The following is a 13,985-nucleotide window of genomic DNA, read 5'->3' on the forward strand; positions in this document are numbered from 1 at the left end:
CCGTCACCATCATGCCGACTCGCCGCGTCCTTCTGGCGATCAGGCTTCGAGTCTCATCGAAAATCGAGCCCGTTGGGGGTAGGTTTACGGGTTCTTAGGCTTTGAGGTTCCGAGGGGTGGTGGGTCGGGGCCCGCCCGCGGCCTCGTGGCGCACCCCTGAAAACCTGAGTGCCTAAAAACCTCAAGGCCTCACCAACGATGAGGGTCGGTCCTTCCGCAAACCGCTGTAGCTTGGCCGGGGCAGATCGGCGCGTACAAGGTTTTTACGCACCGACGATTCTTGCGAGCCTGGGCCGCCGAAATCGGGCTTGAGCCGGATCTCTCGTGGCTCGTGCGGGAGAGGCGCATGGCTGCACAGTCCGAACACGACCTCTAAGCTAGGACACCATCCCGATGACCGCCAAGACGACGATGGAAACCACGACGGGGGCCATGGCGAGGCGCGTGATCTCACCCTCCCGCCCCACGAGCCCGGTCGCCGTCGCCGCCAGCACGATTCGCTGAGGAGCCAACAAACTCGCGTGGCTCCCCGACACGTTCTGCGAGGCCGCCGCGAGTGGCTCCGAGATGCCGAGCCCGCGCGCGGCCTCGATCTGGAGCGGCATGAAGAGCGCGTTGGAGGCCGCGTTGGATCCCGCGAGCGCCCCCCCGAAAGCACCGAGAACGGGCAGGATGGCGGGGTAGAGGCTCCCGAAACGCCTGGCTTCGGTCGCCAGCACCCCGGCCGCTCCACCGTCTGCCAAGATCGCCCCGGCGAGCACGAAGGTGAGCACAGCACCCGCGGTCGGGAGCCACTGGCGGGTCGTGCTGTTCAGCGCGTTGCCGAACGTTCCCGGACCGACCGCGAACAGTGTGGAGGCGAAGATCGAGGAGGCAAGGAGCGGCAGGCCCGGTCCGTCGATCGCGGGCCCGATCCAGGCCACAGAGCCGGGCCCCCCGCCCGCGTTTATCAGGACGAGTAGGGTAAGGAGAAATGCGTAGGGCAGCAGCGCGCGCACCGGGGCGCCCCCGGCCCGGCCGATCCGGAGCCCGAGAAAGATTGCCGTCGCCGCGAGCCCACCGACGGCGCCCGAGAGCTCCGGGACTAGGAAGAGGCTGGTCGCGAGCGTCCCGGCTCCTGCCGCGAGGCCAAGCAGGGCCGCCTCCGCGCCGCGGCGCCTGACACCCGACCATCCGCCGGCGAGCGCGACCGCGGCGACGCCGTAGACGGGGAAGAGGGGAACGCTCAACAGGGCGCTCCAGTCCGAGAGCTCGACGAAGCCCATCCCGGCGAGATCCGCCCCGATCACGGTCCCAACCCCCAAAGCCCCCACGGCACCGCGCACTGCCCCAACTCGCCAGCACCGCCGCCTTTAACGGCGAGAAACCGGCGGCGAGCAGTATGGGGCGCTTATTACCACCGCCACCCCGAACCCCGTAACCGACTCGAAGAACGGTGCCACCCCGACGACCACCCCCGCGGCGAGCGCGACGGGATCGGGCTCCAACCGCCCCAGAAATCGCGACACCTCCCCGACCGCCCCGCCAGCCGCGAGCACGTTGTACAGCAACAAACCGCCGAAGAGAACGAACAACACCCGCCCCGACGTCCCGAGCCCCCCATCAAAGCCCCGAACAGCCCCGACCCCCGAACGCCAACGCCCCGGCCACGGCCGCCCCGAGCGTCGCCACCCCGACCCATACCGCGGGCCGCCCGAGCACCAGAAGCCCGACCCCGGCCACCACGAACGGCGCAAGGGCCGCGAAGAATAGAAAAGCTTCTACCATGATAGAATCTCTTCTACCAAATGACGGAGGACAGCGCAACGGTGGACTCTCGGATGGTGGAGGCGGTTTCGTCCGATCGGCTGGGCGGTCGCGTCAGGGAGTTGCGTCGCGGGCGGGGGTTGACGCTCGAGGAGTTGGCCGGCCGGTCGGGGGTGAGCCGGGCCATGATCTCCAAGCTCGAACGCGGCGAGAAGAACCCGACGCTGGTGGTCGCCGCGAGGCTTGCCGAGGGGCTGGGTGTTACGCTCTCGCGCCTGGCGGGCACGGAAGAAAAACGCGAAGTCGTCGTGGTGCGGAAAGAGAACCGCCTGGTCATGCGCGACCCCGAGACGGGTTTCGAGCGTCAGTTGCTATCCCCGACGTTCGCGGGACGGGGCGTCGAGTTCGTCCGCAACGTGATCCCCACCGGCGGCACTTCCGGCGAGTTCCCGCCCCACAGCAGGGGCGTCAGGGAGCACATCGTTGTGGAGAAGGGCGAGCTGTCGGCGACCCTCGGCGGTGAAGAACACCGGCTGCGGCAAGGCGACGCCCTTTACTTCGAGGCAGACGTCCCGCACCGCTTCGACAACACCGGGCCGGGAGAGTGCAGCTACTACCTCGTCATAGACTACTCGGGCGCCCCTTGAACCAGAAGCTGAAAGCTGAAAGCTAAAGGCTGAAAGCTTCCCTAAGACGCCTCTATAAGCCCACGCCTCGCGACCCTCGCCTCCCGCCCGGCGCGGTGGCCGCGGTAGAAGTCGAGGCGGTCCTGTGCCGAGTCCCAGCGGGCGAGGACCCGGTTTGTAGAGAGCCGCTTCTGCTCGCCGTAGCGGCCGTCGAGCCAGCCCGACCAGTAGGCCTCGGAGTGGTCGGAGCTCTTCCAGGTCGCGGCCCCGGCAGAGACCGGCACGACCTCGGCGCCGCAGGCCGGGCACCGGTAGACGTCGTCGGGGAGGAGGCGCATCTCGGGATGTCCGCACTCGCAGGCGTGCCGGCCGAGCGTGTCGGGGAGGGCGACGATGCGCCGCAGCATCTCCAGCAACTCGCCGCCGAGGACGCCGCCACAGGTCCTGCACCGCGCCGAGTTGCGGCCGAAATCTTCGAGGGGCGCCGACTCGCAGAAAGGACAGGTCAGAGGGCTGGCGTTCGAGGTCGTGTTCTCCATCTCGGGTCCTCTCCATCGGCTCTTCCTTACCCCCGTAATTATCCTGCAGGGATGCTGGTATCACATCACACAAATAGAGGAAATTTGTCTCGCCAAAAGGGACCATGCCCGCCTAGCCCAAATGAAGTAGAGGGACCGGGAGGCGCCTTAGAGAGCGAACTTATCGGTGGCGAGTTGGGCGAGGACCCGCCCTCGGAGGGCGTGGGCGTCGTCGTCGCCAAAGGCTTCTTCGATGGGGCGAAGGACGTCGCGGGCGCCGTGGGGTTGGGGGGCGCCTACGGGCAGGACCTGGCGGGACCCGTCCTCCAACTCGAGGAGTTTCTTGCGCCCGCCGCGCTTACCGCGCTTGGAGCGGTCCTCGCCGTCGACCTCGACGATGTCCAGGGAGTAGTCGATCATCGGCGCGTCCGCGATGGCGCCGCCGACCCCGTAGGCGTCGCAGACGGGGTTCAGGTGGAGGATGTAATCGACGTCGATGCCGCCGGAGGCGAAGATCTTGACGTGCGAGAACCCGTGGCGGTCGAGTTCCCACCGGACCTCGCGCATCAGGTCCCTGAAGTCTCCCCTGCGGTTGCCCGGCGTGTCCATCCGGATGGCCGAGATTGTGTCCGGAATGGCGCGGGCCGCCAAAAGGGCCCCGAACTTCTCGTCGTCGAAGGTGTCTATGATGATGGTGCGTGGGACCTCAGGCTTCATCGTCTCGTCGAAGGCCTTCGCCGCCTCGGCGGTCGAGCCAATCATGAGGACGAGGGCGTGCGGGGTCGTGCCGGTGGCGGGGATGCCCATACGTTCGACGGCGAGGTCCACGGCGACCATGTCGCACCCGCCGATGTAGGCCGAGCGTTCGATCATGGGCGCTATGGACGGGTGCATCCTTCGCGCCCCGAAGGAAATCACGGGCCGCTCGCCGGCCGCCAACCGGCACCGCGCCGCGCCCGTTGCGATGCCCGAAGCCTGGCAGAGCAGGCCGAGCAGGGCGGTCTCGTGCTCGGCGAAGGCGCCGTAGGGGCCGGAGATGGTGAGGATCGGCTCGTGGGGGCGGCAGATCGTGCCTTCGGGCACCGCCCGAACCTCGACCGGCAGATCCTCGAAGAGGTAGGCGACCTCGTCCAGGCCCGCGACGACGAACCAGGCGTCGGGGTCGCTGGTCTTGTAGGCAAGCTCGGCGTGGACGGGGGTGTTCTCAAGGCCGCGGGAGCGGAGCACCTCCATCGTCCTGTGGAAGTACGAGTCGGCTACGTCGGCGTTGCGGATCTCCGCGTCCGTCGCCGAGTTGAACCTGCGTCCGCCTTCGCTCAAGTCTCTGTCCCCCGTTTTCGCGTGACCGTCCTCTCGCGTATGATAGCCACAATGAACGCCTCGGACTCAAAGCTCTCCTTCGCGGCCTCGGCCGGCACCCCGTACGCGGCGGAGGCCGCCGCCGAGGTCTTCCGCGCCGGGGGCAACGCCGCCGACGCCGCAGTCGCCGCGGCCGCCGCGGTGAGCGTCACCGAGCCCCTGATGAGCTCCATCGGCGGCGGCGGTTTCGCGCTTGTCAGGGACTCGGACGGCAGCGCCGAACTCGTCGACTACTACGACGCGATGCCGGGCAAGGGCCTGCCGGATTCGGCCTTCGGGGCGGGGGGAAGCCCGCAGTCGGTGACGCTCAAGTACGGCGCCGGCGTCCGGTCCATAGTCGGCGGGGCCGCGGTCTCCGTGCCGGGTTCTTTGCGCGGGTGGGAGATGGTGCTCCGGCGGCACGGGAGGCTGGGTCTCAAGGAGGCTCTGGGGCCCGCGATCCGGCTCGCCCGCGACGGCTTTCGGCTCTGCCGGACCTCCGGGCTCTGGTTCGAGGTGGCCCGGGAGGTCCTCACGCTCACGGACGAGACGCGCCGGCAGTTCTACAAGGGCGACAGGGTCTACAGGGAAGGCGAGGAGATACGGTTCCCCGAGCTCGCCGACACGCTGCAGGCCGTGGGCGAGTCTGGCGCCGACCTGTTCTACGAGGGGGATCTCGGGCGCAAGGTTTCTTCCTACGTCCTCGGCATGGAGGGCATCCTTACGGAGAGGGACCTCGCCGAGTACAGGCCGGTCGTCAGGGAGCCGATGAGCGTGCGCCACGGGGCGGGGGAGATGTACACGAACGGTCCGCCCTCGGCCGGCGGCCCCACGCTGGCGCAGATGCTGCGCGTGGTCTCGGCTTACGACCTCGCCTCCATGCCCGGCAGGGAGTACGTTACCGTCATGGCCGGCGCCATGAAGCTCGCGCTCGAAGACCGGGCGACGCAGTACCTGGACGGCTCGGAGAACGGGACCGTCGCGGCCCGGCTGACCGGGGAGGAGTACGCCAAGGTCCAGCGCCGGCGCATCTTCGAGGGCTTCGGCTCCCCGCACACCACGCACCTCTCCTGCGTCGACGCCGATGGCCTCGCCGTCTCCATAACCGCGAGCATGGGCTACGGTTCGGGTCTCGTCGTCCCAGGCACGGGCATCCCGCTCAACAACAGCCTCGGCGAGCCCGAGCTAAACCCCAAGGGCTTTCACGCGCTCAAGCCCGGCGAGCGCCTCGTCTCAAGCATGAGCCCGACCGTCGTCTCGTCCGCCGAGGGTGGGATCGTGGCGCTCGGGTCTCCCGGCGCCTCGCGCATACCAACGGCGATCCTGCAGACGCTCGTGAACATCCTGGACTTCGGGATGACCGTCGAAGAGGCGGTCCTCGCGCCGCGCTTCCACGCGGAGGGAGACCTTTTCGCGTTCGAGGCGGGGTCGCCAAAGGCGGACCCGGAGCGTTTCGGGCGGGTGCTCCCGTACGAGGAGCCGAACATGTACTTCGGGGGGTGAACGCCGTCAGGCTGACGACCGGGGGGACCTCGAGGCGGCGGCGGACCCCAGGCGGTCGGGAGGCGTCTCTTTTGCCTAGGAACCCGCGCAACCCGGTTGGTATCTTCGGGGTGCCTATGGACCTCGGGCAGGACCGCCGCGGCGTGGACATGGGGCCGAGCGCCATCCGGTACGCCCGCCTGGAAGACGCCATCGAGGAGCTGGGCTATCCCGTTACGGACCTCGGCAACGCGGGGGTGCCGATCCCCGAGCTGATAGAGAGCGACGAGTCCGTCCGTCACCTCGATGCCGTGCGGAGCGTGTGCGAGGAAGTCTCCGGGCGGGCAGGGGCCGTCGTGTCGGAGGGGCTGTTCCCGATCTTCCTCGGGGGGGACCACTCCATCTCCATCGGGACCGTTTCGGGGGTCGCCGGGTCCTCCGGCGGCCGGACGGGCGTGATCTGGCTCGACGCCCACGCGGACTTCAACCTCCCCGAGACCTCGCCTTCTGGAAATATCCACGGGATGCCGCTCGCCACGCTCGCCGGCATGGGTCCTGCCGACCTCGTCGAGATCGGCGGCCCCGGCGCGAGCGTGAGGCCCGAGGACATCGTTTTGATAGGCCTGCGCTCCGTGGACCTCGAAGAGCGCAACCTGCTCCGCGAGGCCGGCGTGCGCGCCTACACGATGAAGGAGATAGACGCCTACGGCGTCGCCCGCGTCGTGCGCCAGGCCATGAAGTACCTCTCGCACGTGGACCGCGTCCACCTCTCCTTCGACCTGGACGTCCTCGACCCCGAGATAGCCCCGGGAGTCGGCACCCCGGTCCGCGGCGGCCTCACCTACCGCGAGGCCCACCTCGTCATGGAGCTCATAAACGAGGCGGACGTGGTGACCTCCCTGGACGTGGTGGAGGTAAACCCGATCCTGGACGTCAGAAACGGCACGGCGTCCCTCGCCGTGGAGCTCGTCGGGAGCCTGCTCGGGCGCCGGATAATAGACCTGCCGGTGTAGGTTTCAGGCTGCAGGCATCAGGTTTCGGGGTTGGTGGCGGAACCCTTCGCCGAGATAGGTAGTCCGAACGTGGACCCAAAAGTACCGGGCCGATCCGCGCGAGGGCCTCGGGCTGGCGACCACCATCCCGTAAGCGGTCCTTCCTGATGCCTGAAACCTACGTTTTGCGCGGAGGGGGGCCTGAGAGGGGAGAGGCGTCCAGGGTCTTCTTGGAGCCGCCCACCACTATTACGTCGCCCTCGCGGAGGATCGTGTCGCCGCGGGGGAGCGTTCCCGCGCCGTTCTGCGGTTTCAGGGCCAGGACCGTGAGGCCGAGGTTGCGGGAGAGGGCGAGTTCGGCCAGCGATTTGTCGGTCCACTGTTGGGGTACCCGGGCTTCGATCAGGGCCTCGTCTTCGCCGAGGTCCACGTAGTCCAGTACGGCTGGGGAGGCGAGCACCCGGGCGACCTGTTCGCCCATCTCGCGCTCGGGCTGGATGACCCTGTCGGCGCCGACCCTCTCGAGGACCCTGGCGTGCAGCTTGCTCGTGGCGCGGGCGACGATGGTCGAGACGCCGAGCTCCTTCAAGTTCGCCGTCGCCAGGATGCCGGCCTCTATGTGGTTCTCCCCGATAACCACCGCCGCCGCGTCGAAATCTTGCAGGTTCAGGCCGTGCAGGACGTCTTCGTCCGTGGCGTCGGCCGCTACCAGGTGGACGTTAGGCAGGTCGTCCGCGAGCGTCTGGATCAGGTCTTCCTTCAGGTCTATGGCAAGGACGTCGTGCCCCAGGGAGTCGAGGGTGCCGACCATCGCGATCCCCAGCCGCCCGAGGCCGATAACGGCGAACTGGTGGCTCATCGGCCACCCACGTGGATGGCGGGGCGGCGGGAGGCGTCCGGTTCTGCCTCCCTGAGGACCTCGTGGGTCACGGGGGCCGTGTCCCCCTCGCCGAAGAGCATGAACCGGATCAGGTAAACGACCGGGTTCCCCTCGGTCCAGCCGAAGTAGCAGTGGGGCGTCTTTCCCGTCGTGTCGCGCACGTGGAGCAGGAAGGCCGCGATGGCGTTCGGCACGACCGAGCTGACGGAGCGCAGGACCTTGTAGCGCCCGATCTCCACGCCGCTCACCTCGAGCACGTCCGTGAACTCCGAGGCGTCCTCCACATCAACCTCCAGAAACAGGATCGGGTCGCTCGCCGGGATGTGGTTGTCCTCGCGTTGCTCCCTCTCCTTGCGGGCGTACTCCGAGGGGTCGTCAGTCCGGCGCCTGCGGTGGGCGACTATGTGGATCTCGCCGCCCCTGGCGGCCTCGTCGAGGAAGATCTGGGCGGTCTCGTCTATCTCTATCCTCTCCTGCCGCAATTCCGTGGAGCGCTGCACGCGGGAGACCAGCGAGACGACGACGATGGCCGCTATAAAGAACAGGGAGATGACTATGCCGTCGGGGCGTCGGATCTCGTTCGCCACGAAGGCGTAGACGAAGACCAGAAACAAGACCCCGAAGGCCAGTCCCGTCCCGCGAGAACCCCTACGCCACGCGGACAGGGCCACCGCGAAGGCCGCCGAGACCATCATCGCCAGCACCCCGGTCGCGTAGGCCCCGCTCTGGGCTTCGACGTCCGCGGCGAAGATTATCGTGACCACGAGAGCGATCGCCGTGTAGACGAGCACCAGCGGCCTCACCGCCCGTCCCCACTCCGGGGCCATGCCGTACCGGGGCAGGTAGCGGGGCACGATGTTCAAGAGCCCCGCCATCGCCGACGCGCCGGCGAACCACAGGATCGCGATGGTGCTCAGATCGTAGACGGTCCCGAAGCCGTCGCCCAGGTACTCGTGCGCCAGGAAGGCCATCGCCCGGTCCTTGGCCGCGCCCCCCGGTCCGAACTCCTCGGCCGGGATCAGGACCGCCGTGACGAAGCTGGTCGTGATGAGGTAGAAGCTCATGATGAGGGCCGCCACCGTGAGCATGCGGCGCGTGTTTCTTATGCGCCCTCTGGGGCGCTCCGGATCGTCGCCGTCCTCCCCCCGGACGAGCGGCATCATGCTGACGCCGGTCTCGAAGCCCGAGAGCCCGAGGGCCAGCAGCGGAAAGACGAGCAGGGATTGTCCGAGCATCGTCAGGGGGTTGCCGTAGTTGGTGAAGAGCGCGTCTTGCCAGCTAGCGAGGTTCCCGGGATCGGCGAAGACGGAGTAGAGGCACACGCCAACAACGACGAGGTTCGTCAGCAGGAACACGGCCACGACGACGACCGCGATGCCGATGGCTTCCTTGAAACCGCGCAAAAAGACCGCGCCGAGAATCGCCAGGAGGACCAGCGTGATGCCGACTTCGTGGTCCCTGAGTCCCTCGGGCCAGAACGGGTTCTCGACGATGTGGGCCGTGGCGTCGGCGGCCGAGAGGGTTATGGTGATGACCCACGCGGTCGCCACGAACCCCAGGAGGCAGAGGACGAAGATCTTGCCTTTCCAGAACGAGAGCAGCCGCTCCAACATCGAGACGGAGCCCTGGCCGTTCGGGCTCTCCGCCGCCACCACACGGTACATCGGAAGCATCCCGAACAGCGTGAGCAGCACGATAAGCAACGTCGCGATGGGTGAGAGGGCCCCGGCGTTGGCGGCGGCTATGGCGGGGATGTAGCCGAGCGTCGAGAAGTAGTCCACGCCCGTCAGGCAGACGACCTGCCACCACGGATGCTGCTGGGACTTGCTCTCCGGTGTCTCCGGTCCCTGAACCTGTTCTATGCGGTGCTTGAGCAACCAGCGGGTGAGCCGGTTGCCGTAGCGGACTGGTGGAGCCGTAGACTTAGCCATGATATCCCGGTCGCGCACGACCCTGCCGCAAGTCTAGCACGGCGGCAGGGCCTCAGGCGTCAAGAACTGAGGGCGAGGAGCGCGATCATCAGCCCCAAGACGAGGACGGTGAAGATGACGAGCACGGCGATGACGGTTCGGTCGGCCCTCTGCTCGGTGGACCTCCCCGTGCCGCCGTTCCGCCTCCGGTTGCGCCGGTTGTCCGGCCTCCAGCCCCCGCCCCCGAACCTCATGGCTCCGCCCTAGCCGCCGAGCGCCTCGGCCACGAGCTCCGCGACCTCCGACGGGTTCGTCGCCGCCCGGATGCCGGCCGACCGCAGGGCCTCGCTCTTCGCCTCGGCCGTGCTCTCGCCGCCGGAGACTATCGCGCCGGCGTGGCCCATAGTCTTGCCCTCCGGGGCCGTGAAACCGGCTATGTAGGCGACCACGGGGGTCTTCATCTCCGATCGGACGTAGTCGGCTGCGAGCTGCTCCGCGTTGCCCCCGATCTCCCCGATCATCACCACGCAGTCCGTCTCGGGGTCCTCCTCGAACTTGCCGAGGATCTCTATAAAGTTCGTGCCTATGATCGGGTCGCCCCCGATCCCGACGGCCGTGCTCTGCCCGATGCCGCGCTGGGTAAGCTCGTTGACGATCTGGTACGTGAGCGTCCCGCTGCGGCTCACCACCCCGACCTTGCCCGGCGAGAAGATGTCGCGAGGCATGATCGAGACGTTCGCCTTGCCCGGCGAGAGCACGCCCGGGCAGTTAGGCCCGATGAGCGTCGCGTCCTTGGTACCTATGTAATCGGCCACCCGCATCATGTCGTGCACGGGGATGCCCTCCGTGATGCAGCAGACGGTGCTCATGCCCGAGTCAAGAGACTCGAAGATCGCATCGGCCGCGAAGGGCGGGGGGACGAAGATCACGCTGGCGTTCGCGCCCGTCGCCTCGACCGCGCCCGCAACGGTGTCGAAGACCGGAACGCCTTCGTAGTCCTGGCCGCCCTTGCCGGGCGTGACGCCGGCCACCACGTTGGTGCCGCTCTCCAGCATCCTGCCCGTGTGGAACGCGCCTTCGCGGCCCGTGATGCCCTGAACCAGCAGTCGGGTCCCGTCGTCTACAAGTATCGCCATGCTCTACCGCCCCCCGTCGCGCGCGAGCTCCACGGCGCGGCGGGCCGCGTCGAGCATCGTCTCTTCGGTGTGTACGTTCTCCGGCGTGTTCTCGGCCAGGATGCGGCGCCCCTCCTCGGCGTTCGTCCCGTCCAGGCGCACCACGATCGGCAGTTCTATGCCGGTCTTCTCGATGGCCGAGAGAAGGCCTCGGGCGACCTCGTCGCCGCGCGTGATCCCGCCGAAGATGTTGAACAGGACGCTCTCGACCTGCTCGTTGGACGTGACGATGTCCAGCGCCGTCGAGATCTTCTCCGCGTCCGCCCCACCCCCGACGTCGCAGAAGTTGGCCGGCTCGCCCCCGGCCTGGGCCACCACGTCGAGCGTGCTCATCACGAGCCCCGCCCCGTTGCCCAGGATCCCCACGTTTCCGTCCAGCTTCACGTACTGGAGGCCGACCTCCTGGGCCCGCTGCTCCTGCGGGTCCGCCGCCTCCACGTCGTGCAGCTCCGCTATGTCCTTGTGACGGTAGAGGCTCGAGTCGTCCACCGTCACCTTCGAGTCGAGCGTCAGCACCCGCCCGTCCTTGGTCAGCACCAGCGGGTTGATCTCGACCAGGCTCGCGTCGAGCCCCTCGAACGCCTTGTAGAGGTTGTTCAGCGTCCGCCCTACGCCCTTCGCCGCGTCGCCCGAGAGGCCCGCCGCGAAGACTATCTCGCGCACCTGGTACGGTAGCAGGCCGAGCAGCGGGTCGACGTGCGTCCGCACGATCGCCCCGGGCTTGGTCTCGGCGACCTCCTCGATGTCCACGCCGCCCTCGGTCGAGAACAAGATCAAGGGCTTCTTCGCGGCCCGGTCGACCGTGATGGAGAGGTAGTACTCCTTCTCGATCTCGGCCCCGCCCTCGACGTAGACCCGCCGCACGGTATGCCCCCGGATGTCCATCCCAAGGATGCGTTCCGCGGCCTCCTCCGCCTCCCTGGCGTTGTGGACCACCGCGATCCCGCCGGCCTTCCCGCGCCCGCCGATGAGGACCTGCGCCTTCACGGCGACGGTTCCCCCGAGCGTCTCGGCCGCGCGGGCCGCCTCCTCGGGCGTTCCGGCCACGATGCCCGGAAGTGTCTCCAGGTCGTAGCCCCTCAACAGTTCTTTGCCCTGATACTCGTAAAGATCCAAGTCAGACTCCCGCAAAACCCGCCATGACACGGCGGATTATACAGAGAGCCCGTCCCCCTTTTTTCCGGCGGGTTTCCGTCGCGCGTCGCGTCTACCCAAACCTTATACTTCAGTCCGTCTTGGGCCTCGGAACCGCCATAAACGTCGTAGCCGTGCTGGCCGGAGGGGGAATAGGAACCCTCGCCGGCGCCAGGTTGCCGGAGAAGATGCGTTTGACGGCCATGCAGGCTATCGGCATCGTGACGCTTCTCGTCGGCGTCGCGAACTTTCTGGAGTTCGACAATCCCCTGATCCCGCTGGTCAGCGTGGTAGCGGGGCTGGTCGTCGGGGAGGTTCTCGGCATCGAGGACGGGCTCAAGCGCTTCGGCGATTACCTCGAAAAAAGGTTCTCTAAGGGGGAGAGCCCCGTAAGCCGGGCCTTCGTCACGACCAGCCTGCTGTTCTGCGTTGGTCCCTTGACCGTGATCGGCTCCCTCGAAGACGGTCTTCGGGGGGATTACGGCCTGCTCGCCCTCAAGAGCGGCCTGGACTTTATAGCGGCGCTCACGTTCGCTTCCGTGCTCGGGTGGGGGGTCTTGCTCTCCGCGGGGACCGTGCTCGTGGTTCAGGGATCGTTGACGCTCGGGGCCGGGTTTATCGAGCCGTTCGTAACCGACGCCATGATCTCTGCCGCCACGGCGACGGGCGGCGTGCTGATCGTGGGGCTCGGCCTCGGGCTTCTAAACCTGAAGCAGGTGAGGGTCGGGAACATGCTGCCGTCCCTCCTCTTCGCGCCGCTGCTGGTGGCGGCGGCGCCCCTGTGGCCTTTCTAGGCCGGGTGCTGGTAACATGCCGCTGGCAGCCGAGGTAGGAGCGGAAAGGAGCCCGCGTGCAAGACGCGAGCAGGGAAGGTGCAGATAGGGAGTGGCGGGGGAGCCCGCTCGACATCTCCGACGCCGGCATGGACCCGAAAGGCGTGCGCGAGATCGTCATAGAGTTCGACAACGGGGACTCTGACGTGATCACGCCCAGGCGCAGGAAAGTGTTCGAGTCCTACGAACTGCACATGATGTCGGTCTACCTCGACACGGTTGCCCACGACGCCCGCAGAAACGTCAAATAGGAGGGCCGCCATGCACGGTATACAGCGCGAAAAAAGACACTCCAACCCGGGGAAAGAAGGCGCGGGCGTCTCGAGGGTCGTGATCCGCTACGCGGACGGACGCGTCATGAACTTCGTCCCGGACGCCGGCCGGCAGAACTTCCACGAAGACGACGTCCTGGAACTAAAGAAGATCCTGACCAGAGCGGCCTCGAAGGCCGAGTGGGCGGACATCAACACCAGGCTGGGGTTCTAGCTGGTCAGCCTGTCAGCACGCGTCGGCCTGCTACGAGCAGGCCTCGCCCTCAGCCCGTCAGCAAAAAGAAGAGCTGACCAGCTGAAATGCTGAGAGGATGACAACTAGCGGCCGGGCGCGTCGGAGCCCGGGTCGACGGTGTAACGGTCGTAATAGTCTTCTTTGAGGTTGACGTTCTCACCGGCCATCTCGCGGCGGCGGAGGTCCCAGAGTACCTGCAGGTCGTGGTCTATCTGTACGATCCTGGACCGGTCTCCGGTCTCCGCGTGGTGGGTTCCCTCCCGGGCAAGGATTCGCTCCCGCTCTTCGGAGAGCTCCTGGATCTTGCCCATGATTCCCTGCGCCATGCTCGCCTCCCGGCCGTTTTGCCAGGGATTCTAGACCACGGTCGCCTTCGTGATCTTGATCTACAATCCCCCCGCCACCGTCGAAGGGAGAGAGTTGCTCGGCAGGATCTACCACCTCGGTTACGCGGTTGAGGATATCGACGCCGCCGCCCGCTTCTACGCGGAGAACTTCGGCGCCCAACCTTCGGAGAAGGAGGTGGTCGAGGAGCAGGGCATCGTGGCCACGATGTTCCGCGTCGGCGAGTCGCAGATCGAGCTCGTCCAGCCGACCCGCCCCGACTCTCCCGTCGGCAAGTTCCTGGCCAAACACGGCGAGGGCTTCCACCACGTGGCCTTCCAGGTGGACGACCTCGAAGCCGCCCTCTCCGACCTGAAAGGCAACGGCGTCCAGCTCATAGACGAGTCGCCCAGGATCGGCGCCGGGGGCAGCCGGATGGCCTTCGTGCACCCGAAGGGCGCCTTCGGGGTGCTCACCGAGCTTGTAGAATTGCCCGAAGGCTAGGTCTACCGGAAGGGAC

At 67.4% G+C, this 13,985-nt stretch carries 18 protein-coding genes; 7 read left to right on the forward strand and 11 right to left on the reverse strand.

The features are described 5' to 3' along the window. Positions 1-377: 377 nt before the first annotated feature. Genes GBA63_RS09530 through GBA63_RS09540 form a run of 3 tightly spaced genes read right to left on the reverse strand, consistent with a single transcriptional unit; the run spans position 378 to position 1,767 of the window. On the reverse strand, positions 378-1,325 hold the full coding sequence (locus GBA63_RS09530) for an L-lactate permease (RefSeq protein ID WP_166175550.1): 948 nt from the start codon (positions 1,323-1,325) through the stop codon (positions 378-380). Between the two features lie 27 nt (positions 1,326-1,352). Beyond that, the gene (locus GBA63_RS09535) at positions 1,353-1,577 is read right to left on the reverse strand and encodes an L-lactate permease (RefSeq protein ID WP_166175552.1); all 225 of its coding nucleotides are present in this window, start codon (positions 1,575-1,577) and stop codon (positions 1,353-1,355) included. A 25-nt stretch (positions 1,578-1,602) separates the two neighbouring features. Next, positions 1,603-1,767, reverse strand: a complete 165-nt coding sequence (locus GBA63_RS09540; RefSeq protein ID WP_166175554.1) for a hypothetical protein — start codon at positions 1,765-1,767, stop codon at positions 1,603-1,605. Positions 1,768-1,787: 20 nt separating this feature from the next. Between GBA63_RS09540 and GBA63_RS09545 the strand changes: the two genes are divergently transcribed. Then, positions 1,788-2,393: a helix-turn-helix domain-containing protein gene (locus GBA63_RS09545; RefSeq protein ID WP_228282393.1), complete on the forward strand. Its 606-nt coding sequence runs from the start codon at positions 1,788-1,790 to the stop codon at positions 2,391-2,393. Positions 2,394-2,434: 41 nt separating this feature from the next. Here the strand turns inward: GBA63_RS09545 and GBA63_RS09550 are convergent, their stop codons facing one another. Further along, positions 2,435-2,911, reverse strand: a complete 477-nt coding sequence (locus GBA63_RS09550; protein WP_166175556.1) for a hypothetical protein — start codon at positions 2,909-2,911, stop codon at positions 2,435-2,437. 147 nt (positions 2,912-3,058) lie between these two features. Continuing rightward, on the reverse strand, positions 3,059-4,210 hold the full coding sequence (locus GBA63_RS09555; protein WP_166175558.1) for a nicotinate phosphoribosyltransferase: 1,152 nt from the start codon (positions 4,208-4,210) through the stop codon (positions 3,059-3,061). A gap of 51 nt (positions 4,211-4,261) precedes the next feature. Between GBA63_RS09555 and GBA63_RS09560 the strand changes: the two genes are divergently transcribed. Together GBA63_RS09560 and rocF are read left to right on the forward strand one after the other, a co-directional pair. Beyond that, positions 4,262-5,731: a gamma-glutamyltransferase family protein gene (locus GBA63_RS09560; RefSeq protein ID WP_166175560.1), complete on the forward strand. Its 1,470-nt coding sequence runs from the start codon at positions 4,262-4,264 to the stop codon at positions 5,729-5,731. Positions 5,732-5,802: 71 nt separating this feature from the next. After that, on the forward strand, positions 5,803-6,723 hold the full coding sequence (gene rocF / locus GBA63_RS09565; protein WP_228282395.1) for an arginase: 921 nt from the start codon (positions 5,803-5,805) through the stop codon (positions 6,721-6,723). Positions 6,724-6,880: 157 nt separating this feature from the next. Here rocF and GBA63_RS09570 read toward each other — a convergent pair whose 3' ends face one another. Genes GBA63_RS09570 through sucC form a run of 5 tightly spaced genes read right to left on the reverse strand, consistent with a single transcriptional unit; the run spans position 6,881 to position 11,798 of the window. After that, complete coding sequence (locus GBA63_RS09570; protein ID WP_166175562.1) at positions 6,881-7,561, reverse strand: potassium channel family protein; 681 nt, start codon at positions 7,559-7,561, stop codon at positions 6,881-6,883. Then, positions 7,558-9,513: an APC family permease gene (locus GBA63_RS09575; protein ID WP_166175564.1), complete on the reverse strand. Its 1,956-nt coding sequence runs from the start codon at positions 9,511-9,513 to the stop codon at positions 7,558-7,560. Before GBA63_RS09575 ends, GBA63_RS09570 begins: the two co-directional genes overlap by 4 nt. Before the next feature lie 59 nt (positions 9,514-9,572). Then, on the reverse strand, positions 9,573-9,746 hold the full coding sequence (locus tag GBA63_RS09580) for a hypothetical protein (RefSeq protein ID WP_166175566.1): 174 nt from the start codon (positions 9,744-9,746) through the stop codon (positions 9,573-9,575). Positions 9,747-9,755: 9 nt separating this feature from the next. Next, positions 9,756-10,628 carry a succinate--CoA ligase subunit alpha gene (gene sucD, locus GBA63_RS09585; RefSeq protein ID WP_166175568.1) on the reverse strand — a complete coding sequence of 291 codons (873 nt, stop codon included), beginning with the start codon at positions 10,626-10,628 and terminating at the stop codon, positions 9,756-9,758. Between the two features lie 3 nt (positions 10,629-10,631). Then, complete coding sequence (sucC, locus tag GBA63_RS09590; protein WP_166175570.1) at positions 10,632-11,798, reverse strand: ADP-forming succinate--CoA ligase subunit beta; 1,167 nt, start codon at positions 11,796-11,798, stop codon at positions 10,632-10,634. Positions 11,799-11,902: 104 nt separating this feature from the next. Here sucC and GBA63_RS09595 point away from each other — a divergent pair, with 104 nt between their 5' ends. Genes GBA63_RS09595 through GBA63_RS09605 form a run of 3 tightly spaced genes read left to right on the forward strand, consistent with a single transcriptional unit; the run spans position 11,903 to position 13,120 of the window. Beyond that, positions 11,903-12,595 (forward strand): DUF554 domain-containing protein, encoded by a 693-nt coding sequence (locus tag GBA63_RS09595; protein WP_228282399.1) that lies wholly within the window; start codon positions 11,903-11,905, stop codon positions 12,593-12,595. A 56-nt stretch (positions 12,596-12,651) separates the two neighbouring features. Further along, complete coding sequence (locus GBA63_RS09600; RefSeq protein ID WP_166175574.1) at positions 12,652-12,885, forward strand: hypothetical protein; 234 nt, start codon at positions 12,652-12,654, stop codon at positions 12,883-12,885. A gap of 10 nt (positions 12,886-12,895) precedes the next feature. Next, a complete protein-coding gene (locus GBA63_RS09605) occupies positions 12,896-13,120 on the forward strand; it encodes a hypothetical protein (protein WP_166175576.1) in 225 nt (74 codons plus the stop codon). Positions 13,121-13,224: 104 nt separating this feature from the next. Here the strand turns inward: GBA63_RS09605 and GBA63_RS09610 are convergent, their stop codons facing one another. Further along, positions 13,225-13,467 (reverse strand): DUF2630 family protein, encoded by a 243-nt coding sequence (locus GBA63_RS09610; protein WP_166175578.1) that lies wholly within the window; start codon positions 13,465-13,467, stop codon positions 13,225-13,227. A gap of 49 nt (positions 13,468-13,516) precedes the next feature. Here GBA63_RS09610 and mce point away from each other — a divergent pair, with 49 nt between their 5' ends. Continuing rightward, a complete protein-coding gene (gene mce, locus GBA63_RS09615; RefSeq protein WP_207957175.1) occupies positions 13,517-13,969 on the forward strand; it encodes a methylmalonyl-CoA epimerase in 453 nt (150 codons plus the stop codon). The last annotated feature ends 16 nt before the right edge of the window (positions 13,970-13,985 follow it).

The organism is Rubrobacter tropicus, from assembly GCF_011492945.1.
In the GTDB taxonomy this organism is placed as follows: domain Bacteria; phylum Actinomycetota; class Rubrobacteria; order Rubrobacterales; family Rubrobacteraceae; genus Rubrobacter_D; species Rubrobacter_D tropicus.

Excerpts from the sequence above, each read along its gene's own strand:
- GBA63_RS09545 (WP_228282393.1), top strand. The coding sequence starts at position 1,788 with ATGACGGAGGACAGCGCAACGGTGGACTCTCGGATGGTGGAGGCGGTT.
- GBA63_RS09575 (WP_166175564.1), bottom strand. The coding sequence starts at position 9,513 with ATGGCTAAGTCTACGGCTCCACCAGTCCGCTACGGCAACCGGCTCACC.
- GBA63_RS09610 (WP_166175578.1), bottom strand. The coding sequence starts at position 13,467 with ATGGCGCAGGGAATCATGGGCAAGATCCAGGAGCTCTCCGAAGAGCGG.
- GBA63_RS09570 (WP_166175562.1), bottom strand. The coding sequence starts at position 7,561 with ATGAGCCACCAGTTCGCCGTTATCGGCCTCGGGCGGCTGGGGATCGCG.
- GBA63_RS09540 (WP_166175554.1), bottom strand. The coding sequence starts at position 1,767 with ATGGTAGAAGCTTTTCTATTCTTCGCGGCCCTTGCGCCGTTCGTGGTG.
- GBA63_RS09580 (WP_166175566.1), bottom strand. The coding sequence starts at position 9,746 with ATGAGGTTCGGGGGCGGGGGCTGGAGGCCGGACAACCGGCGCAACCGG.
- GBA63_RS09560 (WP_166175560.1), top strand. The coding sequence starts at position 4,262 with ATGAACGCCTCGGACTCAAAGCTCTCCTTCGCGGCCTCGGCCGGCACC.
- GBA63_RS09605 (WP_166175576.1), top strand. The coding sequence starts at position 12,896 with ATGCACGGTATACAGCGCGAAAAAAGACACTCCAACCCGGGGAAAGAA.
- GBA63_RS09550 (WP_166175556.1), bottom strand. The coding sequence starts at position 2,911 with ATGGAGAACACGACCTCGAACGCCAGCCCTCTGACCTGTCCTTTCTGC.
- sucD (WP_166175568.1), bottom strand. The coding sequence starts at position 10,628 with ATGGCGATACTTGTAGACGACGGGACCCGACTGCTGGTTCAGGGCATC.